This is a genomic window from Mycolicibacterium sp. XJ870 (assembly GCF_053483975.1).
On the sequence record NZ_JBEFTI010000007.1, the window covers coordinates 38,407 to 60,504 of the forward strand.

General features: G+C 64.4%; 21 protein-coding genes and 2 pseudogenes. 10 read left to right on the forward strand and 13 right to left on the reverse strand.

Annotated elements, in window-relative coordinates:
• Positions 1-67 precede the first annotated feature (67 nt).
• The 4 genes from ABQF30_RS22410 to rnhA are packed head-to-tail and all read left to right on the forward strand — an operon-like array spanning position 68 to position 2,531.
• Positions 68-382: a hypothetical protein gene (locus ABQF30_RS22410; protein WP_448467890.1), complete on the forward strand. Its 315-nt coding sequence runs from the start codon at positions 68-70 to the stop codon at positions 380-382.
• Between the two features lie 49 nt (positions 383-431).
• The gene (locus ABQF30_RS22415) at positions 432-1,826 is read left to right on the forward strand and encodes an acyl-CoA dehydrogenase family protein (RefSeq protein WP_448467892.1); all 1,395 of its coding nucleotides are present in this window, start codon (positions 432-434) and stop codon (positions 1,824-1,826) included.
• A gap of 49 nt (positions 1,827-1,875) precedes the next feature.
• On the forward strand, positions 1,876-2,064 hold the full coding sequence (locus tag ABQF30_RS22420) for a helix-hairpin-helix domain-containing protein (RefSeq protein ID WP_448467894.1): 189 nt from the start codon (positions 1,876-1,878) through the stop codon (positions 2,062-2,064).
• Positions 2,064-2,531 (forward strand): ribonuclease HI, encoded by a 468-nt coding sequence (gene rnhA / locus ABQF30_RS22425; protein ID WP_448467896.1) that lies wholly within the window; start codon positions 2,064-2,066, stop codon positions 2,529-2,531. The genes ABQF30_RS22420 and rnhA overlap by 1 nt, the downstream gene beginning before the upstream one ends.
• Positions 2,532-2,582: 51 nt before the next feature.
• Here rnhA and ABQF30_RS22430 read toward each other — a convergent pair whose 3' ends face one another.
• Positions 2,583-3,854 (reverse strand): ATP-binding protein, encoded by a 1,272-nt coding sequence (locus ABQF30_RS22430; RefSeq protein WP_448467898.1) that lies wholly within the window; start codon positions 3,852-3,854, stop codon positions 2,583-2,585.
• Between the two features lie 98 nt (positions 3,855-3,952).
• On the opposite strand from ABQF30_RS22430, the pseudogene ABQF30_RS22435 reads away from it, so the two are divergent.
• A pseudogene (locus ABQF30_RS22435) lies at positions 3,953-4,111 on the forward strand (RNase H family protein); the annotation flags it as partial.
• A gap of 3 nt (positions 4,112-4,114) precedes the next feature.
• On the opposite strand, the gene ABQF30_RS22440 reads toward ABQF30_RS22435, so the two are convergent.
• A complete protein-coding gene (locus ABQF30_RS22440; protein WP_448467900.1) occupies positions 4,115-4,984 on the reverse strand; it encodes a LysR family transcriptional regulator in 870 nt (289 codons plus the stop codon).
• Positions 4,985-5,101: 117 nt separating this feature from the next.
• On the opposite strand from ABQF30_RS22440, the gene ABQF30_RS22445 reads away from it, so the two are divergent.
• Positions 5,102-6,148, forward strand: coding sequence for an aldo/keto reductase (locus ABQF30_RS22445; RefSeq protein ID WP_448467902.1), 1,047 nt, complete (start codon positions 5,102-5,104; stop codon positions 6,146-6,148).
• 152 nt (positions 6,149-6,300) lie between these two features.
• Here the strand turns inward: ABQF30_RS22445 and ABQF30_RS22450 are convergent.
• Positions 6,301-7,142 (reverse strand): annotated as a pseudogene (locus ABQF30_RS22450) (alpha/beta fold hydrolase).
• A gap of 28 nt (positions 7,143-7,170) precedes the next feature.
• Positions 7,171-8,004: an alpha/beta fold hydrolase gene (locus tag ABQF30_RS22455; protein ID WP_448467904.1), complete on the reverse strand. Its 834-nt coding sequence runs from the start codon at positions 8,002-8,004 to the stop codon at positions 7,171-7,173.
• Between the two features lie 109 nt (positions 8,005-8,113).
• Here ABQF30_RS22455 and ABQF30_RS22460 point away from each other — a divergent pair, with 109 nt between their 5' ends.
• Positions 8,114-8,701: a TetR/AcrR family transcriptional regulator gene (locus ABQF30_RS22460; protein WP_448467906.1), complete on the forward strand. Its 588-nt coding sequence runs from the start codon at positions 8,114-8,116 to the stop codon at positions 8,699-8,701.
• Positions 8,698-9,708 (forward strand): NADP-dependent oxidoreductase, encoded by a 1,011-nt coding sequence (locus tag ABQF30_RS22465; RefSeq protein WP_448467908.1) that lies wholly within the window; start codon positions 8,698-8,700, stop codon positions 9,706-9,708. Before ABQF30_RS22460 ends, ABQF30_RS22465 begins: the two co-directional genes overlap by 4 nt.
• A 38-nt stretch (positions 9,709-9,746) precedes the next feature.
• Here ABQF30_RS22465 and ABQF30_RS22470 read toward each other — a convergent pair whose 3' ends face one another.
• From ABQF30_RS22470 to ABQF30_RS22510, 9 genes are all read right to left on the reverse strand, one after another.
• The gene (locus tag ABQF30_RS22470; protein ID WP_448467910.1) at positions 9,747-10,328 is read right to left on the reverse strand and encodes a TetR/AcrR family transcriptional regulator; all 582 of its coding nucleotides are present in this window, start codon (positions 10,326-10,328) and stop codon (positions 9,747-9,749) included.
• An 8-nt stretch (positions 10,329-10,336) separates the two neighbouring features.
• Positions 10,337-10,834: a nuclear transport factor 2 family protein gene (locus tag ABQF30_RS22475; RefSeq protein WP_448467912.1), complete on the reverse strand. Its 498-nt coding sequence runs from the start codon at positions 10,832-10,834 to the stop codon at positions 10,337-10,339.
• Between the two features lie 79 nt (positions 10,835-10,913).
• Positions 10,914-13,178: an ATP-dependent DNA ligase gene (locus ABQF30_RS22480; RefSeq protein ID WP_448467914.1), complete on the reverse strand. Its 2,265-nt coding sequence runs from the start codon at positions 13,176-13,178 to the stop codon at positions 10,914-10,916.
• A 129-nt stretch (positions 13,179-13,307) separates the two neighbouring features.
• Positions 13,308-14,246, reverse strand: a complete 939-nt coding sequence (locus tag ABQF30_RS22485) for a type IV toxin-antitoxin system AbiEi family antitoxin domain-containing protein (protein ID WP_448467916.1) — start codon at positions 14,244-14,246, stop codon at positions 13,308-13,310.
• 136 nt (positions 14,247-14,382) lie between these two features.
• Positions 14,383-15,462, reverse strand: a complete 1,080-nt coding sequence (locus ABQF30_RS22490; protein ID WP_448467918.1) for an ABC transporter ATP-binding protein — start codon at positions 15,460-15,462, stop codon at positions 14,383-14,385.
• A gap of 10 nt (positions 15,463-15,472) precedes the next feature.
• A complete protein-coding gene (locus ABQF30_RS22495; RefSeq protein ID WP_448467920.1) occupies positions 15,473-16,330 on the reverse strand; it encodes a carbohydrate ABC transporter permease in 858 nt (285 codons plus the stop codon).
• Entirely contained in the window at positions 16,330-17,292 is a 963-nt protein-coding gene (locus tag ABQF30_RS22500; protein WP_448467922.1) for a carbohydrate ABC transporter permease, read from the reverse strand. Before ABQF30_RS22500 ends, ABQF30_RS22495 begins: the two co-directional genes overlap by 1 nt.
• On the reverse strand, positions 17,289-18,635 hold the full coding sequence (locus ABQF30_RS22505) for an ABC transporter substrate-binding protein (RefSeq protein WP_448467924.1): 1,347 nt from the start codon (positions 18,633-18,635) through the stop codon (positions 17,289-17,291). The genes ABQF30_RS22500 and ABQF30_RS22505 overlap by 4 nt, the downstream gene beginning before the upstream one ends.
• A 13-nt stretch (positions 18,636-18,648) precedes the next feature.
• Positions 18,649-19,596, reverse strand: a complete 948-nt coding sequence (locus tag ABQF30_RS22510) for a sugar-binding transcriptional regulator (RefSeq protein WP_448467926.1) — start codon at positions 19,594-19,596, stop codon at positions 18,649-18,651.
• Positions 19,597-19,639: 43 nt separating this feature from the next.
• Here ABQF30_RS22510 and ABQF30_RS22515 point away from each other — a divergent pair, with 43 nt between their 5' ends.
• Complete coding sequence (locus ABQF30_RS22515) at positions 19,640-21,076, forward strand: mannitol dehydrogenase family protein (RefSeq protein WP_448467928.1); 1,437 nt, start codon at positions 19,640-19,642, stop codon at positions 21,074-21,076.
• Positions 21,073-22,023 carry a carbohydrate kinase family protein gene (locus ABQF30_RS22520; RefSeq protein WP_448467929.1) on the forward strand — a complete coding sequence of 317 codons (951 nt, stop codon included), beginning with the start codon at positions 21,073-21,075 and terminating at the stop codon, positions 22,021-22,023. The genes ABQF30_RS22515 and ABQF30_RS22520 overlap by 4 nt, the downstream gene beginning before the upstream one ends.
• Positions 22,024-22,098 lie beyond the last annotated feature (75 nt).

Here is a 22,098-nt window from a genome sequence, read left to right on the forward strand (position 1 = left end):
CGCTTGCGAAGACTGCCGCCCGGCCGATATCCCCGGCTTGTCGGAGCATCGGCGTAGCGTTCCGAACATGAGTTCGATATTGGTATCCGAACGGGACGTCCTCGGTGATGCTCTCGAACATCTGGCCACCGCCTGCAAAGAGATCGACGCGCTGTCGGTACACGCATTGACACGGTCCGACCTCCAGGAGGTGCTGAGCCGCCTCTACGCCGGCGAGAAACGCCTGGCAACGGTTCAGCAACGGTTGCTCGGGCGGATGGTCGCCACTGCCACCGCCTCGCCGCCCCGGTTCGATCCCGCCGAGGTGCTGGCTCGGAGGCTGCGCATCTCACTCGGGGAAGCGCGGCGGCGGATCGCGGAGGCCGGTCCGCCTTCCGCTTGAGCTGCACGGGGAAGTTCGGCGCCGGTCACAGTGGGTATCCGACTGGTCGATGGCATTCGATATCACTCCCACCGCGGCCCAGCACGACCTCGCGCGCCGGACACACGAGTTCGCCGAACAGGTCATCCGCCCAGTCGCGGCCGGCTACGACCAACGGCAGGAGTTCCCATGGTCGGTGTTGGAGGAAGCGGCCACTCAGGGCTTCTATGGCCCACTCTTCTATCGCGACCTGATCGGCGACCCGACAGGACTGTCTCTACCGATGTTCATGGAAGAGCTGTTCTGGGGCTGTGCAGGTATCGGCTTGGCCATCGTCATGCCCGCCCTGGCGCTGTCAGCGATCGGCCAGGCTGCCTCGCCGGAACAGATGCTGCACTGGGCGCCCGAATGCTTCGGGACTCCGGGCGACCTCAAGCTGGCTGCACTGGCGATCTCCGAACCCGAGGGCGGAAGCGATGTCCGCAACCTCCGCACCCGGGCCGTTCGCGATGGATCCGGACCAGACGCCGACTGGATCATCAACGGCCACAAGATGTGGATCGGCAACGGCGGCATCGCCAATGTGCACGTGGTCAACGCGGTAGTCGACGAGGAACTCGGCCACAAGGGGCAGGCCCTGTTCATCGTGGAAGGCGGCACACCGGGGCTTGTGACGGCCCGCAAACTCGACAAGCTCGGCTGCCGCGCCTCGCATACCGCGGAGCTGAAATTCAACGATGTCCGGGTTCCCGCCGGGAATCTGCTCGGCGGCGCGGAGAAGCTCGAGCGGAAGCTGGCCCGGGCTCGTGAAGCGATCGAGGGCGCCAGGCCTTCCGGCTCGGCGACGCTGGGCACCTTCGAGCAGACCCGGCCAATGGTCGCCGCGCAAGCGCTCGGAATTGCCAGGGCGGCATTGGAATACGCCACCGAGTACGCCAATCGCCGAGAAGCGTTCGGCGCGCCGATCATCGACAATCAGGGCATCGCATTTCCGCTCGCGGACCTGGCCACGCAGATCGACGCCGCCCGCCTGCTCACGTGGCGCGCGTCCTGGATGGCAGCGACGGGAGTCCCATTCGACCGTGGCGAGGGTTCGATGTCCAAACTGGCGGCCAGCGAGGTGGCCGTCAGAACCACTGAGCGGGCCATCCAGACGATGGGCGGCTGGGGTTACATCACGGACCACCCGGTGGAGAAGTGGTACCGGGACGCCAAGCTGTACACCATCTTTGAGGGCACCAGTGAAATTCAGCGCATCGTGATCGCCCACGCACTCGGCGCAGCCGATGGAAAGCCGCCGCTGCACGTCGATCTGGAGCCGTCTGGTGGGCCGTTGAACCGATGGTTCGGTCGAGGCACGCCGCTGCGGACCCGAGCCGCGAGTGCAGCACTGTCCGCGAAGGACAGCGTGCCGGAACCGGTAATGCGATTGGCGATGAAAGTCTTACGTCCGCCTCGCAGGTGAATGTGTGTCGGGGCGCCGGCTGGTCGACGCTGTTGCCTATCCTCTGCTCATGACCGACCCCGCGGACCGAGGCCCACTGTTCGACAGCATCAGGATCGGCAGGCCCGCCACCGGCGCCCTCATCGACGCCGGCTACCGGACGCTCGCAGACCTGCCCGCGGATCTCGACGAGCTTCTCGCTCTGCACGGCGTCGGCCCGAGGGCCGTCCGTCTGCTACGTCAGGCGCAGGAGAAGTGATGGGCACCGACGTCGTCGTCGTCCACACCGACGGCGGATGCCGACCGAATCCCGGCCCGGGCGGCTGGGGTGCAGTGCTGCGCCACCGTGAGCACGTCCGCGAGATGTGCGGTGGGGACCCCGGGATCACCAGCAACAACCGGATGGAGCTGACGGCACCCATCATGGCGCTCGAGGCGCTCACCCGGCCTGTGGTCGTGCACCTCTACACGGACAGCACCTATGTCCGCAACGGCATCACCAAATGGGTACTCGGCTGGGAACGCAACGGCTGGTTGACCGCCGCGAAGCTGCCCGTGAAGAACGTCGATCTCTGGCAGCGACTTCAGGCCGCCTGCGCTCAGCACCAGGTCGAGTGGTTCTGGGTGAAGGGCCACTCAGGTGTCGCCGACAACGAATTGGCCGACGTACTGGCGACACGGGGCATGCGGGAAGCGCTCGAGGGTGCCGCGTCGAGCGTGCGGTGAGATCGCGTTTCAGCGAAAAATCGCGATCTGTATGCACTCTCGGCGTGGACATCAGGGTCCCAGCATCGCTAAGGGCACGACAGCGACACCGTCCGGTCTGCGGTAGGCGAACTCTCCGGTCGTCACGACCACGCTGTCGGCGAGGCGATCTCCGAGCTGGCCGCGGAGCCAGTGGAGATGCCGTACGTCGCGGTCGGTGACAGTCGCCGCCAATTTGATCTCGATCGCCACGACCCGGCGATCATCACCCTCCACGATCAGATCGATCTCGCGCTCGGTGTTCTTCGTTCGCAGGTGCCCGATCTGGGCGTTGGAAGCACTCGCGTAAACCCGGACGCTCTGGGTGACAAGTGATTCGAACAGGGCACCGAGCCAGGTTCCCGTCGCTTGGGAGACTCTCACACCGTCGCCCTGTAGCAACCCGGCCTTGCCGACGCCGACGAGGCGAGCTGCGATCGCGGGGTCAATGAGATGGTGCTTGGGGGTCTGCGTGAGCCGTTTGAGAGGACTAAACGTAGGCACCCAGGCCGGCACCGGGTCGAGGACGAACAGGCGTTGCAGATGGTTGCGGTAGCTGTCGATGGTTTGTCGGGCGGGCTTGTCGGACTCCCCGGCTGTCGCAGCGTCGAGAATCGCTGTGAAGGAGGCATCCGTGCTGGTTGCAGCCCCGTAGGCGGAGAGCCAGGACATGAGTGTGGCCGGTCTCCGCACCGCGTAGCCGTTCTCGGGAAGCTCACGGTCGACAATCCGGGCCACATAGCTGTCTAGCTGGATCTGGCGTGCTCGCTCGGGCAGGTCCCGGATACCGGGGAAACCTGAACGGAGAATCTCGTCGGTGTACGTCGGAAGGGCGACGGCGGATCGGCCGACGATGTCAGGGTGCTCGCCCGAAAGGAGCCCTCGCAGCGAAACGGTCGGATCGGCCATGCCGCGTTCGACGAGCGCCATCGGCCGCATCTGCAAACTGACGATGCGGCCCGCGCCGGAATGGATTCGGACGCCGGGAGCGACGGCCGCTGATCCAGCAAGCAGAAATCGTCCACCCGACGGATCGTCGTCAACCGCCCGCCGGACTCTGTCCCAGATCGACGGCGCCAGCTGCCATTCGTCGATCAATACCGGACGAGGCGTTCGGACGACATAGTCCGGATCGGCTGTGACGACTTCGTGCTGGCGGGGATCGTCGAGGGAGAGGACGGTCTTGGCACGCTGGCTCGCAGTGGCGGTCTTCCCGACAGCCTTGGCGCCTTCGAGGGCGACGGCAGGTAGGTCGGAAAACAGGTCGTCGAGGAGCTCGTCTACGATGCGCCGACGGTAGGCCACCAGCCCAATCTAACAGATGGACGAGGTTCTATTTAACAATTGGACGGGTTTCTATCATGCAAACAGACGAGGGTCAAAGTGTGTCGCGAACGGTGTAGGACCTCTGGCAGCGACTTCAGGCCGCCTGCGCGCGACACCAGGTCGAGTGGTTCTGGGTCAAAGGCCACTCGGGTGTCGCCGACAACGAATTGGCCGACGAGCTGGCAACCCGCGGGATGCGGGAAGCGCTCGACGCGTCTCGCGATCTGATTCACTGACCATCACAGCGACCTCGCCGTCGCTGCAACCGCTTCGACCGCCCTCCCGGCGCCTGGTCTCCACACCATGACCAGCTCCGCCGGAGGCAGATCGTCGAGGATCGTCAGGCACGTCAACCCCGCCGGCAGTGAGCGGCTGATCGAGACGGGTAGCACGTTGAAACCGCCGGCATGGAGATCGCCGAAATGACGCAGGCCCGGTAGCGGGTTCTCCCAGATCGTGAACTCCACACCCGTGCCAAGCACCGCACCCAAGACCGCGTCGTAGTACGCCGCTGCGAACCGTCGCGGCAGGAATCGAAAGGTGTCGCCAGACAGCTCGCACAACGTCACGGCAGCTCGATCGGCGAGTGGGTGGTCGTCAGCGACAACGACCACGTACGGTTCGCGACGCAAAATCTGCCGGGCGAGCTCAGCGCCGACCGACAGATGCCATCCAATCGCGATATCGGCCTCGCCACTCACAAGCGCGGAAGACAGTGCGGTATCCCATAACTCGTTCACCTCGACAACGACTCCCGGGTGCTTGGCCGCGACGGCGTGCACCAGTCTCGGAATGTCAGTCGAACCCGACATCGGCCCACAACCCACCCGTACTACACCCGCCGCGGCACCCCCGGCCGCTCGAGTCTCGGCGACCGTCCGCTCGACGTCGGCCAGCACCGCGCGAGCATGCTTGACAAAAACATGTCCCTCGGCCGTCAAACGAGTGGGCCGGCGATGAAACAGCGCGACACCGAGTTCGCGTTCGAGTTCCCGGATCTGGCGACTGAGAGGCGGCTGCGCCATGTGCAGTTGTTCGGCCGCACGCTGAAAGCCGCCGGCCTCGGCAATGGCGATCACGTAGCGCATGGTGCGCAGTTCGATCGACATACTTCAAAGGTACTGCCGCGTACTTAATCGGTCCGTGTGTTCAGGCGGGTTTACGCCGATCCTGAAAGCATGTGGCAGCCAACACGACGGCAAGTACTACAGATTGGTGGACTCGGCGTGGCCGCGACCGCTGTGGGCGGTGGGGTGCTGGCAGCAGTGGCCGACGGCGGATCGGATCATCCGCCGGTGTCGACGGTCGGCACGCAAATCCGAACGAACATCCCTGGTTCCGACATCTCCCTTCCCGCAGTTGGGCTGGGCACGTTCCAGACCTTCGACGCGTTGCCTGAGGATGCTCGCGTGCAGCGGGCGGAGGTGCTGCGACGGTTCTGGGATGCCGGTGGCCGGGTCGTCGACGTGTCGCCTCTGTACGGAACTTCAGAAGAGAACATCGCCCGCTATGCGGTGCCGGCGGGAATCCATAACGACATCTTCCTGACCAACAAGATCTGGTCGACGGGTGAGAATCTCTGGGACGAATCGCATGCGCTGGAGAGTCTCAACACCTCGATGCAACGCCTGTCCCGCACCAAACCGATCGACGTCATGCAGTGTCATTCCTTGATCAACGTCGAGACGATCGTGCCGATCCTGCACGCCTGGAAGGCAGAAGGCAGGATCAGCCGGATCGGCGTGACACACCACGATCCCGCCTATTTCGGGCAATTGGCCAACTGGGTACGCACCGGCGACGTCGACTTCGTCCAAACCCGGTACTCGATCGCCGAGCGCAGCGCCGAAGAGCAAGTATTTCCCGTCGCAACGGACCGCGGGGTGACTGTCATGGTCAACATGCCATTGGAGAAGGGACGACTGCATCAGCTGGTCGGAGACCGCCCGCTCCCGGATTTCGTTGCCGAGCTTGGTATTCGAAGTTGGTCGCAGTACCTCCTCAAGTGGGTCATCTCGCACCCCGCCGTCGCGGTGGCGCTCCCGGCGACCTCAATACCCGATCACGTCGTCGACAACATGGAGGCCGCGCGTGGCCCGATGCCGGACGCCGATATGCGCGCCAGGATGCTCGAACACCTGCAGGCCATTCCAGGCTTCGACAAGGTCACTGAACAGCCGTGGTATCCCGGAAAGCAGTACCCCGGAAGCGTAAACCGTGACATGAGAGCGATTCAGGCACGCAGCTCCTGGCGGCCGGCCGGATGGGTCTAGCCGACGCTCCTGCGTCGCCGAGCGTGCAGTGAGATCGCGTTTCTGCGACAAAGCGCGATCTGTGTGCACTCTCGGCACAAGAACTATTCCCGTAACCGGCGCAGCTGACCGCGCAGGAACGACAACCACGCTCTGGGCCGCCGAACGTGCAGTTAGCTGTCCAGGAATTCAATTGCGGTAGAGACAAATTCGCGGTGGTACTGGAAGATCGCCCGTGGCCGGAGTTCGGGTAGATGGTCAGTTGCGAGCCGGTGATCCGCCGATGCATGTAATCGGACAGCGCAGTCGGGACCATACGGTCGTTGTCGCCGTTGACGATCAGTGTCGGCTGGGTGATCAGTGACAGATCGGCGGGCGTGGCGCGTCCCCATCGTTTGATCGCGTTGAGTTGAGTTCGGAACGCCTTCACTTTGATGGGCGCGTCTCGATCTTCGGTCCGTTCGCCGAGGCGCTCGACGAATGCGCGTGCGGCGCGTTTGCCGACGCCGTCGCGGTTGAAGAACAGGAACTCCTTGGGGTCCTTGCGGGTGAGGGCGGCACGCACCATGTCGTAATAGGTTGTGCCGGCGACTTTGTCGATTCCCGCTCCGCCCGCAGGTCCGGTTCCGGTGAGGATCAATTTGCGGACGAGGTCGGGATGTTTGATCGCCAGAACTTGGGCGATCATCCCGCCGAGGGAGAACGACAGGATGTCGACGGTGTTGAAACCGAGTGCGGTGATGAAGGTGTAGGCGTCGTCGGCCATCGATTCGACGGTGTCCGGGACGGCTCCGGTGGATGCTCCGACGCCGCGGTTGTCGAACGCGATGACATGGTGACGTTCGGCGATCGGGTCGATGACCCGGGGATCCCAGTTGTCCAGCGTGGCAGCGAGGTGAACGACGAAGATGACGGGAACCCCGCCCTTGGGTCCGAGTTCGCGATAGCTGTACGTCACGCCACCGGCGGTAAGGGTGCGCGAAGGTGCGTGCTTGTAAGACGTGATCGTGTTCATGACTATGTCCTGAAGTTCTCTGATGCGGTTAGTTGGCGAGGAATCGCAGTGCATCGGGCACGAAGGTTTGGTGGTGCTGGAACACTCCGCCGTGCCCGGAGTCGGGGTAGATCTTCAGCTGCGCATCGGGCAGTCGACGTGCCATGTCGGCTGAGTGACTGCTGTCCACCATGAGGTCGTGATCGCCGTTGGCGACCAGCACGGGGTGGGTGATGACGGAGAGGTCGTCGGGTGCGCTCTTGCCGGCGAGGCGGATGGCCTTGATCTGAGCGATGCCCGCCCGCAACGAAATTGCCTTGTCGCGGTTCTGTGTCCGTTCTTTGAGTCGGCCGAGGTACTGCGATGCGGCATGTTTGCCTTCGAGGGTGCGAGGAAAGAACAAGAAGTTCCTGGGGTCGCTGCGCGTGAGCGCGGCTTTGAGATAGGCGCCGCCGACGATGGTGGCCATCTTGTCGATGCCACCGCCGCCGCGGGGGCCGGTGCCAGCCAGGATCATGCGTCGGACGAGTTCTGGTGCCTGCAGCGCCACCATTTGGGCGACGCCACCGCCGAGTGAGAATCCGAAGAGGTCGACCTGTTCGAGGCCCATGGCGCGGATGAACGCGATCGCGTCAGTGCCCATCTGCTCGACGGTGGTTGGCACCGAACCGCCGGTCGCGCCGACACCGCGATTGTCGAAGGCGATCACGCGGTGGTGCGCGGCGATGCCGTCGACGATGCGCGGATCCCAGTCGTCGAGGACGGCGGTCAGGTGGTGCAGGAACACCACTGGAATGCCTGAGCCATTGCCGAGCTCGCGGTAGGCGAACGTCACTCCGTCGACGTCGATGCTGCGGTTTGGTGCGTCTTTCCAGGTGGTCATCAAGGCCTTCCCCACTCGTTGTCGACATCTTACGACCGTAATATTACGATCGTAAGCTCCCGTGCTAGTATTCGCAAGAACGACATCTCACGAAGACGGGGAGCTAGCCATGGCGCCATCGGCCGCCGAACGCAAAGCCGCGACTCGACGCCGGATCATCGAGACGGCCAGCGAGCGCTTCAAGAGAGACGGCATCGACGGCTCCGGCATCGCCACCCTCATGGCCGACGCCGGCCTGACCAACGGCGCGTTCTACGCGCACTTTTCGTCCAAGGACGATCTCGTGGCCAACGTCGTAGCCGATCAGCTACGGGCACAACACGACAACTTGAGCGCACTCCCCCCTGGGAAAGCGGCGCTGGAAGGATTCGTGCGCGACTACCTCTCGCCACATCATCGCGACCATCCGGGCACCGGCTGCCCCAACGCTGCCTTGCTCGACGAGATCGGCCGTTGCGATGACGCTGTCCGGGATGCTTACACCGAGGGAATGCAGTCGATCGTCGACGTCATCGCCGCGCACTTGTCCCCACGCGACCCCTCCGCCGCACGCTCAACGGCGGTGGGGCTGTTCACCGTTCTCGTCGCCACCTTGCAGTTGGCACGCGCGGTCACTGACCGGAAGCTGTCCGACGACATCCTCGCCTCCGGCACTCTCAATGCGCGGCTGCTCCTCGACAATAGGAAGACCACATGAAGGCATTCGTCGTAAATCGATACGGCAAGAACGACTTTCGCGCTGCCGACGCGCCCGAGCCAACGGTCGGCAACGGCGATGTTCTGGTCAAGGTGAATGCGGCCGGCGTCAACCCGCTGGACATCATGGTCCGCAACGGTGAGTTCAAGCAGCTCTTGAAATACAAGCCGCCCTTCGCGCTCGGCCACGACGTAGCCGGTGTGGTCACCCAGGTCGGCGCGGATGTCCGCGGCTTCAGCGCCGGCGACGAGGTGTATGCCCGCCCCCGTGACCTTCGCATCGGGACCTTCGCCGAGTACATCGCGATCGACCACAATGACGTCGCGCTCAAACCGGCCACGCTGTCCATGCACGAGGCGGCCGCGGTCCCATTGGTCTCGCTGGCCGCTTGGCAGATCCTGGTCGAAAAGGCGCACGTCAAGCCCGGGCAGAAAGTTCTCGTCCACGCCGGTGCCGGAGGGCTAGGTTCCACCGTCATCCAACTTGCCAAGCATCTCGGCGCACACGTGGCGACCACCGCCAACGGCGCCAGAGCGGAACTCGTCCGAAGCCTCGGAGCCGACGTCGTCATCGACTACACCACAGAGGATTTCGCCCAAATCCTCACCGACTATGACCTGGTGGTGGATTCGGTCGGCGGGGAGAACCTGATGAAGTCGCTCGCCGTGCTCAAACCCGGAGGCCTGGCGATCGGCGTCACCGGCCCACCCGACGCCGGATTCGCCAAACGACTCGGCGCACCCAAACCGTTCGAGTTCGTGCTGTCGTTCATGAGCCGCAAGGTTCGCAAAGCCGCCAAGAAACTCGGCGTGCGCTACTCGTTCTTCTTCATGCACGCCAGCGGCACACAGCTTTCCGAGCTCGCCGCGCTGTACGACGCGGGTCGTCTGCGCCCAGTCATCGACTCCACCTTCCCGTTCGACCAAACCGTTGAGGCTCTCGCCTACGTCGAGAACGGCAAAGCCAAAGCCGGCAAGGTCGTCATCACGCTCGACGGGCGCGGCTGATCGCGGCCGCTTGGGCCTGAATGCTCGCACTCGCCAGATCACCGACGACGCCGAGGGTTTGCGGCCATTGCGATCAGGCTGTCGATGAGCTCATCGGCTGTGGTGTGCCACTTGTCAGTGCTGAGCAGACCACTGGTTTCCAGGCCCGCTGCGCCGTGGGCAGCCGTGAGCAGAATGGCCGCATAGCGGCCCGCGTCCTCCGCGCCGAAGGCGGCGGAGACGATGTCCAGGAAGGAGTCGCACGTCCGTTGCGCCGCACGCACGATTGCCTCGGGATCGCTGAGCGGAGGACGGAACATCAACTGATACAGATGGGGCCGCTCGCGGCTGACAGTGAGGACGACGAGTAACGCAGCGCGCAGCGCCTGGTCGGGCGAGAGTCGGGGGTCGTCGTGCAGCTCGCGAACCTTATGACCGATGTGCTCCCATCCCTCGGCGGCGACCGCCGTTAACAAATGTTCCTTATCAGTGAAATGGCCATATGGCGCACCCCGGCTCACGCCCGCTCGTGCGCCCACCTCGCGCAGTGTCACCGCGCCGAAACCGCCGGCATCCAACAGGGCCGCCGCCTCGTCAAGCAGAGCCCGGCGGGTGGCAGCAGCCCTCTCGGTGCGAGTCATAGATTGCGTCACTTCATGGCCGGAAGCGCGCCGAACACCCCGGGGTTGCCGGTCTGAATCCGAGAAGTGAGCTTCACCTTTGAGATTCGCCAGCCTTCGACGGTCCGCACGAACGCGTTCGTGTAATAGCCGTATACGGTCTGCTCGGTGCCACCGTCGGCCGCGGCGTTGTAGTGGATGGCGCGGACGTACGCAACGACGGTCGCGTGGTCCGAATCCTTGAAGGTGACCGCAAGATTCGTGATCATGTGCTGCGTTGCGGTGAGCGCGCTCATTACCGGCGCGATCATCGCCACGAACTCATCGGCACTGAGGCGGGCAGGAGGGGTGCCGAACACGGAGCTGTAGTCCCCCTCGATCTCGTCCGCGAAGCAGCTTCGAAACAGTTTCCAATCGCGCGAGTCGACTCCGGTGGCGTATCGCAGTTGTACGTCGGCGATCTCAGCATGATCGAACAGACGCTCGAGACGGTCGCCAGCAGATCCCACGCCATGTGACATTGTCATATGGCCACTCTGCACCAACGATATGACAGTGTCAACTGAAAAATCCCGACATGCCACCCAAGGGGATCTCATACGATCGCTACTCCCACACCACCTCTGCGGGAGTCTTGTCCGGTCTGAGCCCCCGCCAACTCGGTTGGCGCAACCGGTCGTCGGAGGTGCGTTCGCTGTAGCGCACCTCCCCCACCAGTTCCGGCCGCACGAACGTGACGCCCCGTGCGTCGATCTTCGGAAGCGGTTTGTCGAAGGGTGACTCGTCGGCATGCAGAGGCTCGAGCATCTTTTTGAGCTTGGTCAATTCCTTCTGAGTGAAGCCGGTGCCGACGCGACCGACGAACTGCAGACCGTCGGGCCCTGGTATGCCGAGCATGAGTGCGCCGATGCCGCTTGAGCGACCACCCTCGCCTTGGCGCCAGCCGCCGATCACCACTTCCTGGGTGTTCCAGATCTTGTCCTTGATCCACGACGCCGACCGCCGGCCGGGCTGATAGGTGGAGTCGCGCTTCTTGGCGACGACGCCCTCGAAACGCTTCTTGCGCACCTGCTCCATGGCCTCGGGCCCATCTCCCGAAAGCAGTTCCGGCACGATGAGCCCGCCTCCAGCGGACAGTGTCTCCAGGATCCGGCGCCTGTCAGAATACTTGGCGCGCAACAGCGATCGGCCATCGAGCCACAGGATGTCGAACGCCCAGAACTCGACCCGGGTGGAGCGGGCACGGTTCTGCATTTCACCGAAGCTCGGCACCCCTTTCTCGTCGAGAGCCACCGCTTCGCCGTCGAGTATCACGTGATGGTCGGCGAGGTCGGCGGCCAGCGCCTCGAATTGCGGGTACTCCCCTGTGACGTCGCGTCCGCGGCGGGAACGTAGCTGCAGCCGGCCATGATTGGCGTCGACCAGCACCCGGTAGCCGTCCCACTTGCCTTCGAACGCCCACTGCGTTGCCTTGAGCTTGGCCACCGAACCTTCGGTGGCCAGCATGGGCGCGAAATCCTTTGGGTCGGCGTAGTTCTGGTCCTTCATCCGATGCGCCAGCCAGTTCTTGCCATCGGTCTGGATCAGCGCATACCGGCCGTCGATCTTCTCGCCGCGCAGAGTGAAGATCACCTCGCCGCCCTTTTCAGGGCCGTCGGGCGAATTGTCGTTGAACTTCTCGGCCTCGTACGTCCCGGTGTCCCAGATGATCATCTCGCCCCCGCCGTACTCCCCTTTGGGGATGGTGCCGTGGAAGGTCAGGTACTCGATCGGATGGTCCTCGGTATGCACGGCAAGGTGGTTCACCGACGTGGTGTCCGGCAGATTCTTGGGCACGGCCCAGCTCACCAGCACACCGTCGCGCTCCAGGCGCAGATCGTAATGCAGTCTGCGGGCGTGATGCTCCTGGATCACGAACCGATCGTTGTTGCCCGTACTGGGAACGACTTTGGGGACCGGTTCGGGTGTCTTCGCCGGGTCTCGCATGGTGCGGTAGGTGGTGAGCTTGTCCGCGACGGGTGCATCCGCGTCGAGTTCGGCCAGCAAGTCTCCGTTCTCGGAAACCCGTTGCAGCACTTCGTCGAAACGCAGGTGACGCAGCTTAGGATCGGAGATCTCATCCCAGCTGCGCGGCGCGGCGACGGTCGGATTCTCGCGCCCGCGCAACGAATACGGGGCGATCGTCGTCTTGGCGGAGTTGTTCTGGCTCCAGTCCAGGAACACCTTGCCGGCCCGCAGGCTCTTGGTCATGGTGGCGGTGACCAGTTTGGGCATGGCCTGCTCCAGCTGCTGGGCCACCCGCCGCGCCAGCACGGAGGCACCCTTCGAGCTGATCGGTTCGGCCAGCGGCACATACAGGTGCAGGCCCTTGCTGCCGCTGGTGAGCGGATAGGTGTCGAGCCCGATGTCGGACATCAGTTCGCGGACCGCTTGCGCCACCTCGCACAGCTGGCGCATCGTCACACCCTCGCCTGGGTCGAGGTCGAATACGATCCTGGTCGCCGGGCCTTGAGTCCCGTCAGAGTCGAACCGCCATTGCGGGACGTGCACCTCCAGCGAGGCCTGCTGACCGATCCACGCCAGGCCCTCGCGTGTGTTGACGATCGGGTACGTCGTCGTCCCGGATTTGTGCACGATGGTGCCGCGCTCCAGCCAGTCCGGCGCCGACGACGCGAGCTGCTTCTCGAAGAACGACGACTCAGCCACCCCGTTCGGCCAGCGTTTGCGGGTCACCGGCCGCCCGGCAATGTGCGGGACCATCACCTCGGCGATGCTCAGGTAATAGTCGAACACCTCGGCTTTGGTGGTGCCGGTAGCGGGATAGAGCACCTTGTCGGGATTCGTGAGGCGAACCCGTTCGTAGCGCTCCATAACGTCAACGTATACCCACTTTGCGGGACACTGGCCTGCCCTTATGTGGGCATGGGCGGGCGGCGCTCTATGCCGGGGATTGCGGTCAATATTCGGCTGCCATCCTAGGCATTGATGTTTGGCATTCGCTCAGGCGGCGCGGTCGAGCATTGTGAACTCGCAGCCCGGCCCACACATGCGGCCATTCACCGCGATCCCGTGGCGCCACAACACGTGAGCCACTTTCGCGGCTGTCCTACATGGTCGGTCGAAAACCTGCCGGTACGAGAGCCTTACGGTCGATCTGCCGTCGACTGCAGCGTCGAGGTCACGCTCGAAATCCGCGTCCCGCTTGGTCGCAGAGTCGTGGAACATCCGGCCGTCCAATTCGACCACGAGCCGTCCGCCGTACTCGGTATCGCGGTAGCAGACGCCCGTAGATGTGGTGGAACGTTGTTGCCGCGTGGCGCGGGGCAGCCCATGCGGCCGCTCCACGCGATTGAGGTACCCGTGCTCGAGGACTGAGCAGGTTCCGTCGGCGATGTCGACGAGGACCGCCCGCAGCCAGCGGCGACCGCGAACACGCTTGCGCGCATCGATAGCTCGCAGCAGGTGTCCTGCGGTGGTGCGCCGAGACTGACACGCGTCGGCCAACACCGCGATAGCGTCGAGTTCATTGGTCGCCCGGCACGCGACGTCAAGCGCGGCTTCGTCGTAACGCATCCTCGGCGGACCGACGTTCCATAGCACCCGCCCCTCGAGGTACGCCAGATGGTGAATGCTGACACCCGCGGGCTCGACCAACATGGCTCTGCGCCGACAGACGGCGACATGGATTGGGGAACCTTCATCACGCAAGGCCGATTCGAAGCACAGTGCCGCAGGAGCCGCGTAAAGCACAGCGGCCCAAGCCCGTTGCAACCAGGTCAGAGGCCCGGTGTGATCGACGTACACGCCGTCGTGGACCCGCGCCCACTCGTTGCGCCTGATCATTCGCCTGATGTCATGCTGCTGAACACCCAGATCCATTGCCTGTCGACGCGAGATGACCCCGGCCTGCTGACGCACGATGTGGGCTGTGATTTCCACAGCTTCGATGATCGTATGCGCGCGCCGCGTCCACCAGAGCTCGATGACGATCTGTGGATAACACGCTACGTCGAGGATTACGGCCAGTACTCGGCCACAATCCGAGGCATTGACGCGTGCGCACGCTCGGCGCGGGCTACAAGCGCTCCCCTGTCTCCGGGTGGAACATGTGCACGACGCCTTCGGGTGTCTTGCGCAGTTCGATGGAGTCGGCCAGCTTGACCGGACCGCGGGACAACGCACGCGCGACGACCTGCACGTCAGGTCCGGCGTGGGTGTAGAGGTAGATCTCGCTGCCCAGGTCCTCGATCAGGTCGACCACCACATCCATGCCGCCGTCATCGGAGACCTGGAGGTGTTCGGGCCGAACGCCGACGGTGACGGTGTCCAGGCCCGCTTCGTGCAGCAAGGTCAGCTGGTCGCGTTCCAGTTTCAGCATCGCGTCATCGCCGATCCGCACCCCTTCTGAGAGGATCGGCCCGGTCACCAGATTCATCGCCGGCGACCCGATGAACCCGGCCACGAAAACGTTGGCCGGCTTGGCATACAAGTCGGTGGGCGAGGCGAACTGCTGCAGTTTGCCGTTGCGTAGCACCGCCACTCGATCGCCCATTGTCATGGCCTCGACCTGGTCGTGGGTGACGTAGACGGTGGTGGTGCCCAGTCGGCGTTGCAGCGCGGCGATCTGGGTGCGGGTCTGCACGCGCAGTTTGGCGTCGAGATTCGACAGAGGCTCGTCCATGCAGAACACCCGCGGCTCACGCACGATCGCCCGCCCCATCGCCACGCGCTGCCGCTGCCCACCGGACAGTTTGGCCGGCTTACGGTCCAGGAAGTCCGTGAGGTCAAGGAGTTTGGCGGCTTCCTCGACCTTGCGCCGCCGCTCGTCGCGCGAAACCCCGCGCAGCTTCAGCGCGAAACCCATGTTCTCGGCAACCGTTTTGGTCGGATAGAGCGCGTAGTTCTGGAACACCATTGCGATGTCGCGGTCCTTGGACGGCACGCCGGTCATGTCCTTGCCGCCGATCTCGATGGCGCCGTCGTCGATGTCCTCCAGGCCGGCCAGCATCCGCAGCGCGGTGCTCTTGCCGGATCCTGACGGGCCGACCAGCACCACGAACTCGCCGTCGGCGATTTCGAGGTTCAGCGAGTCGACCGCGAGTTTGTCCGACCCCTCGTAGATGCATGAGGCGTTGCGGTAAGTGATTGCAGCCATTGGTATCCCCTTACTTGATCGCGCCGAAGGACAGTCCACGAACCAGCTTGTTCTGGGCGATCCAGCCCGCCAGAACCACCGGAAGCGCGGCCATCGTCGCCGCCGCGCACAGCTTGGCCCAGTACAGGCCCTCTCCCGCGATGAAGCCGACCAGGAACACCGGCATCGTCTGGGCTTGCACCGCAGTGAGATTCACTGCGAAGAAGAATTCGTTCCACGCGAAGATCACACAAATCAGTGCAGTGGCCGCGATGCCAGGCGACACCAGGGGCAGGATCACCTCGCGCACCGAGCGCCACGTGCTGGCACCGTCAAGGCTGGCCGCCTCCAGCAGCTCGCCGGGAACCTCGAGGAAGAACGACCGCATCATCCACACCGCGACCGGCAGATTCATCGCCGTATACAGGATGATCAGTGCCCAGATGTTGTCCAGCAGGCCGATGTTCGACACGATCACGTACAGCGGGATGATCGCGGCGACGATCGGCAGCATCTTGGTGCTCATGAAGAAGAACAGCGCGTCCTTCGTTTTGCGGACCGGCCGCAGCGACAACGCGAACGCGGCCGGAACGCCGAGAAGGAGAACCAGAATCGTCGACACCGTGGTGGCGAACAGCGAATTCAACAGCGACGTGCCGACACCCTGGTCGAACACCGCCCGGAATTCGTCCAAGGTCGGCGCAAAGAACAGCTTTGGTGTGGTGGTGTAGGCGTCGACCTCTTGCTTGAAGGCAGTCAGTACCATCCAGAACACCGGGAAGAAGAAGCCCAGTCCGACGATCCAGGCCACCGCACCCCATGGATCGAACTTGCGGCGCTTGACCTTCGGGGTTTGGGGTTCCGCCTTGCTCACAGCGACAGTACTCATCAGGCCGCCTCTTCCTTGCCGGTGAACGATTTGAAGATCAACCGCAGTGCGAAGCTGGCGATGATCATGGTGAAGACCACGACGATCACGCCCATCGCGGCGGCCTGGCCGATATCGAAGCCCAGGAACGCACGCTGGTAGATGTAGAACGGCAGGTTCGCACTGGCCGTGCCCGGGCCGCCCTGCGTCATCATGTAGATCTGGTCGAACGTGTTGACCAGGTAGATCGCGCCCAACACGGTGCCCAGTTCGATGAACCGTCGCAGGTGAGGGAGCGTCAGCTCACGGAACAGCTGAAACGCCCCCGCACCGTCGACTCGGCCGGCCTCAAGGATGTCTTTCGGCATCGACTGGAGACCGGCGAGGATCAGCAGCATCATGAACGGGGTCCACTGCCAGACCAGGGCCAGGATGATCGAGGGCAGGGGGAAGCTGCTCACCCAGTCGACGCCCTCGCCGGGCAGCACCCAGTTCACGATGCCGAAAACCGGATCGAGCATCGCTGTCTTCCACATGAGTGCCCCGGCTACCGGCGTTACCAAGAACGGTGTGATCAGCAGAGTGCGAACCACCCCGCGCCCCAGGAAAACCCGGTCCAGCAGCAGCGCCAGGAGCAGCCCGAGCACCACCGAGATCAGCACGGTGGCAACGATGATGACGACGGTGTTGATCGCCACCTGCCAGAAGGTGCTGTCCCCGATGACGTCGAAATAGTTTTGCAGCCCGATGAATTCGCGGGATCCGGGCCGCACCAGGTTCCACGACAGCGTCGAGTAGTACAGCGTGAACAGGAACGGGATCTGGGTGACGACGATCATGAAGATCAGCGCCGGCAACAGCGGCCCGCGTCGCCGCCATCCTTCGGCCCGCGAAACGCCGGGATCCTGCTTCTGTTTGATCCGTGCGACGTGTTCAGCCGCCGCAGCAGCCTGCGCCTCGGCCGTCGCCTCTGTGGTTGTCATGGCTTCTCCTGATAGGTGCGGCCGACGACCTCTGCATACTGCTGGGATTGCTCCAACGCCTCGCCGACGGACTTTTGTCCGGCTATCGCGGCGCTGATCTGCTGGCTGACCCGGGTTCCGAGATCCTGGAATTCGGGAATCGCCAGGAACTGCACACCGGTGTAGGGCACCGGCTGCACAGTGGGCTCGGCGGGGTTGGCGCCTTCGATCGAGTCGAGGGTGACCTGGCCGAATGCCTTTGACGCCTCTTTGTATTCGGGAATCTGGTAGGTCGACAGCCGACTGCCCGGTGGCACCCGGGCCCAGCCCAGTTCCTCACCGACGAGCTTGATGTAGTTCTTGTCGGTCATCCAGGAAATGAACTTCCATGCCGCGTCGGGCTTCTCGCTGCTCTTCGGGATTCCCAGCGCCCAGGTGTAGAGCCAGCCGGAGTTGTCCTTCTCAACAGTTGGGGCCATCGCATAACCGACCTTGCCGACCACGTTGGACGATTCCGGGTCTTCCAACACCGACACGGCTGAGGTGGCGTCGTACCACATCGCGGTGCGGCCTTGCGCGAACTGCGTCGCGCATTCACCGAATCCGCTTGTCGCCGCGCCGGGCTCACCATGGGTGCGGACGAGATTGACGTAGAAGTCGACGGCCTTCTTGACCTCCGGGCTGGTGAGCTGGGCGTTCCAGTCCATGTCGAACCAGCGCCCGCCGAACGTGTTGATCACGGTGTCCAGCGGCGCCAGCACCTCGCCCCAGCCGGGCTTGCCGCGCAGGCAGATCCCGACCATCTCGCCGGGCTTGTCCAGCTTGGCGGCCGCGTCGGCGACCTGCGGCCAGGTCGGGTTGCGGGGCATCTCGATGCCGGCCTGCTCGAACAGGTCCGTGCGGTACATCAGGAAGGAGGATTCGCCGTAGAACGGGACCGCATACATGTTGCCCTCGTACGACAACGAGTCCTTCAACGACGGGATGAAGTCGTCTTCGTCGTATCCGGGAGTCTTGCGGGCGTAGTCGGAAAGGTTGACCAGCCAACCGTTCTCGGCCCACTGTGGGGTTTCGTAGTTGCTGATCATCACCACGTCGAACTCGCCACCGCCCATCGCCGTCGACGCGGTGATCTTGGCGCGGGCCTGGTTCTCCGAGAGCGTGACGAAACGCAGCTTGATGTCGGGATTGGCCGCTTCGAACCGGTCCGCAAGCGAGCGGGCATCGGTCATCTGCGAGTTCGACACCATCGCGATGGTCACGGTCTGGTCGGTCGCCCCGAGTGTGCCGGCGCCGGCGCAACCGGCCGTCGTCAACAACCCCGCGGCTGCGACGCAGGCCGCCAGTCTTCTCAACCGTTTCACCTGTACTCACCTCTCATTGAGTCAACAGCCAACGGGCGCAGTCGATATCGCACACCAGCAACTGTGCGAGCTTGCCGCGCAGGGCGCCGAGAATGGCCTGGTATTTGCCCTCACCGCCGGATACCAGGATGGTTTTCTCGCAGGTGCGGATGTCCTCCAACGGAACCGACATCGCCCGCTGCTGCAGTTCGTTGTGCACCGGCTCGCCGTGGGCGTTGAAGAATCGGCCGCCGATCTCGCCGACCGCGCCCATGGCGACCAACTCGTCGAGCATCCGGATGTCCAGGAAACTGCCCTCGAACAGCGTCGTGGACGTGGATACCGCGCCGACCCCGAACACCATGACGTCGGCGCGCCTGCCCGCATCCAGAGTTCGGGAGATCACGGAGTCTTCACGCATGGAGACCACGGTTGCCGGGTCGGCGTACAGCGGGGCGGGCAGCCGGAAAGTCTCGGCACGCAGCGTGTCCGCGCAGCGGGTGAGAATCTGCTCAGCGCCGGTTTGATAGGCGGCCGTCGACATCGCCCCGTCGAGCTGCACCACCGCACGGCAGCTCGCCACCCCGGGAACCAACGCGGTGGCCACCCCGACCTGCTCGGGCCCCCAGGTGAAGCCGACCACATCGCCGGGTCCGACCCGCCGCATCAGCAGAGCGGCGCCCGCGCGGCCGGCGTTGGTCGCCACGACGGCCTCGGTCAGCCCGAACCGCCGTTCCAGTTCGCGCTCCTCGTCGGCGTGCAAATCGTCTTGGATGTCGGGTGGCACCACCACCTCGATACGCACCAGGCCATTGGCTTTGGCCTTGGCGACCAGCCGGCCTGCCGTCGGGCGGGAGACGCCGAGCCGCGACGCGATCTCGGCTTGCGTGTGGCCGTCGAGGTAGTACAGCGTCGCCGCGCGCAATGCGAGTCGCAGATCCTCGGGCGTCGGTCCGGGCAAGATCACCACTTCCCTATCCATGAGCAAATGCTCACGGGTGCGTGTAGATGCTCATCAAGCTAACATGATGAATGTGACCTACACAACACCTCCGGTGAAGCTCGCCGCATCGACGTTGACGGAGCTACCGGTGCCCGGGCCCAGCTACGACCGCAATGAAATACAGGTTGGAATCGTGCATTTCGGCGTCGGCGGTTTCCACCGGGCGCATCAGGCGATGTATATCGACCGGCTGCTGGAGAACGGGCTGGCCACCGAGTGGGGCATCTGCGGGGTGGGCGTGCTGCCGTCGGACCGCAGGATGGCCGATGTCATGGCCGACCAGGACGGCCTGTACACGCTGCTGCTCGAGCACCCCGACGGCCGGCGCGAGGCCCGCGTCATCGGCTCGATCGTCGACTACCGCTATGCACCCGACGATCCCGAGGGCGTCGTCGAACTCCTCGCCGCGCCGTCCACCCGGATCATCTCGCTGACCATCACAGAGGGCGGCTACGACACCCATGAGGTTGGTGAGCCAAATGTGTTCGGCCTGGTGACCGAGGCCCTTGCCCGGCGGCGCGACCGTGGCATCGACTCGCCGACGATCGTGTCCTGCGACAACATCGAGGGCAACGGCGAGGTCGCCCAGCACGCGTTCACGACGTACGCCGAGCGACTGCACCCCGGGCTGGGTGCGTGGATCACCGAGAACACCCGGTTCCCCAACTCGATGGTGGACCGGATCACGCCCGCCACCACCCCGGAGGTCATCGCCACGGTGGAAGGCGAGTTCGGCGTCACCGACCAGTGGCCCGTCGTCGCCGAACCCTTCACCTCGTGGGTGCTGGAGGATTCCTTCTCGGCCGGGCGGCCACCATACGAGGAGGCCGGTGTCCTGCTGGTCGACGACGTCACGCCGTACGAGTTGATGAAGCTGCGCCTGCTCAACGCCGGCCATCAAGCGCTGTGCTACTTCGGCTATCTGGCGGGCTACCGGTTGGTGCACGATGCGGCCAGCGACCCCCTGTTCGCCGAATTCCTGCTGGACTACATGGATTCGGAGGGCACACCGACGCTGCTGCCGGTGCCTGGCATCGATCTCGCCGACTATAAGCGCACACTCATCGAAAGATTCGCCAACCCCGGCGTGCGCGACACCATCGTCCGGCTGTGCTTCGGCTCCTCGGATCGCATTCCGAAATGGCTGTTGCCCGTCATCCGGGAAAATCTCAAGACCGGCGCGCCGGTCCGGCTGTCCGCCGCCGTGGTGGCGAGCTGGGCACGCTACGCCGAGGGGGTCGACGAGCAGGGTGAGCCGATCGACGTGCAGGATCAGCTCGCCGGCACGCTGGTGCCGCTGGCTCGTTCCCAGCGTGAGCATCCGACGGCGTTCATCGAAAACACCGAGCTGTTCGGTGATCTCGGGTCGGCCCCGCGGTTCGTCGAGGATTATCTTTGGGCACTGGATTCGCTACACCGCCACGGTGCGCGAGCCACCCTGGAATCATTGCGGTCATGAGCCGAGCTCTTGTCATCGGTGAGGCATTGATCGACGTCGTGGAGCGAGTTCACGAGCGACCATCCAGTACAGCGCAGGACGACCGCACCGAGCACGTCGGCGGCAGCCCGCTCAACGTCGCCGTCGGCCTGGCCAGGCTGGGCCGCGAGGTCGACTTCCTCACCCACATCGCCGACGACGCCCGGGGCAAGCGCATCGTCGAGTATGTCAAAGCTTCTGGAGCGCAACTGGTTCCAGGGAGCATGACGGCCGAACGGACTCCGACCGCGTTGGCCAAACTCGACGCTTCCGGACAGGCCCGCTACACCTTCGACATCGACTGGCAGCTGGCCGGTACCACCGAGGTGGCGCCGCCGCTCGTAGCGCACACCGGCTCCATCGCCACCGTGCTGGAGCCGGGCTGCCGGGCGACCGCGGCACTGATGGACACCTATCACCTGTCGGCGACCCTCACCTTCGATCCCAATGTGCGGCCGGTATTGATCACCGATGACGAAGCCGCTCGCCGTCGTATTGAACGCCTGGTCGAACGCTGCGATGTGGTGAAAGTCAGCGACGAGGACCTGCGCTGGCTCGATCCCCGTCGCTCCCCCGAACAGATCGCCCAGGCGTGGCTGAACATGGGACCCGCGATCATCGCGGTCACCATGGGTGAGCGTGGCGCGTTCGCGATCTGCCGTGCCGGGCAGGTCCAGGTGCCGGCCCGGCCTGTGCAGGTGATCGACACCGTGGGCGCCGGTGACGCATTCATGAGTGGGTTGATCGACGCACTGTGGTCGCGCGGGCTGCTCGGTGCCGAGCGGCGTCGCGACCTGGCCGGGATCAGTTCTGACGCGTTGGAAGAAGTGCTGTCGACGGCTGCGCTGGCCTCGGCGCTCACCGTGGCCCGGGCAGGTGCGGACTTACCTGACCGGGTGACGTTGGACGACACGGCAGCCCAAGCCTGACGCTCGGAGGCCGATCAATGCCTGCCTCTGATTGGCCTACGGCCGGGCGCTGGCCGACCGTCTCAAGGAAGCCGA

What these genes read in the sequence shown, in the direction of transcription:
- ABQF30_RS22520 (WP_448467929.1), top strand. Translation starts at nt 21,073, where the DNA reads ATGAGCCGAGCTCTTGTCATCGGTGAGGCATTGATCGACGTCGTGGAG.
- ABQF30_RS22470 (WP_448467910.1), bottom strand. Translation starts at nt 10,328, where the DNA reads ATGACTCGCACCGAGAGGGCTGCTGCCACCCGCCGGGCTCTGCTTGAC.
- ABQF30_RS22475 (WP_448467912.1), bottom strand. Translation starts at nt 10,834, where the DNA reads ATGACAATGTCACATGGCGTGGGATCTGCTGGCGACCGTCTCGAGCGT.
- ABQF30_RS22460 (WP_448467906.1), top strand. Translation starts at nt 8,114, where the DNA reads ATGGCGCCATCGGCCGCCGAACGCAAAGCCGCGACTCGACGCCGGATC.
- ABQF30_RS22465 (WP_448467908.1), top strand. Translation starts at nt 8,698, where the DNA reads ATGAAGGCATTCGTCGTAAATCGATACGGCAAGAACGACTTTCGCGCT.
- ABQF30_RS22500 (WP_448467922.1), bottom strand. Translation starts at nt 17,292, where the DNA reads ATGACAACCACAGAGGCGACGGCCGAGGCGCAGGCTGCTGCGGCGGCT.
- ABQF30_RS22515 (WP_448467928.1), top strand. Translation starts at nt 19,640, where the DNA reads ATGATGAATGTGACCTACACAACACCTCCGGTGAAGCTCGCCGCATCG.
- ABQF30_RS22455 (WP_448467904.1), bottom strand. Translation starts at nt 8,004, where the DNA reads ATGACCACCTGGAAAGACGCACCAAACCGCAGCATCGACGTCGACGGA.
- ABQF30_RS22410 (WP_448467890.1), top strand. Translation starts at nt 68, where the DNA reads ATGAGTTCGATATTGGTATCCGAACGGGACGTCCTCGGTGATGCTCTC.
- ABQF30_RS22495 (WP_448467920.1), bottom strand. Translation starts at nt 16,330, where the DNA reads ATGAGTACTGTCGCTGTGAGCAAGGCGGAACCCCAAACCCCGAAGGTC.
- ABQF30_RS22510 (WP_448467926.1), bottom strand. Translation starts at nt 19,596, where the DNA reads ATGGATAGGGAAGTGGTGATCTTGCCCGGACCGACGCCCGAGGATCTG.
- ABQF30_RS22440 (WP_448467900.1), bottom strand. Translation starts at nt 4,984, where the DNA reads ATGTCGATCGAACTGCGCACCATGCGCTACGTGATCGCCATTGCCGAG.
- ABQF30_RS22490 (WP_448467918.1), bottom strand. Translation starts at nt 15,462, where the DNA reads ATGGCTGCAATCACTTACCGCAACGCCTCATGCATCTACGAGGGGTCG.
- ABQF30_RS22420 (WP_448467894.1), top strand. Translation starts at nt 1,876, where the DNA reads ATGACCGACCCCGCGGACCGAGGCCCACTGTTCGACAGCATCAGGATC.
- rnhA (WP_448467896.1), top strand. Translation starts at nt 2,064, where the DNA reads ATGGGCACCGACGTCGTCGTCGTCCACACCGACGGCGGATGCCGACCG.
- ABQF30_RS22480 (WP_448467914.1), bottom strand. Translation starts at nt 13,178, where the DNA reads ATGGAGCGCTACGAACGGGTTCGCCTCACGAATCCCGACAAGGTGCTC.
- ABQF30_RS22415 (WP_448467892.1), top strand. Translation starts at nt 432, where the DNA reads ATGGCATTCGATATCACTCCCACCGCGGCCCAGCACGACCTCGCGCGC.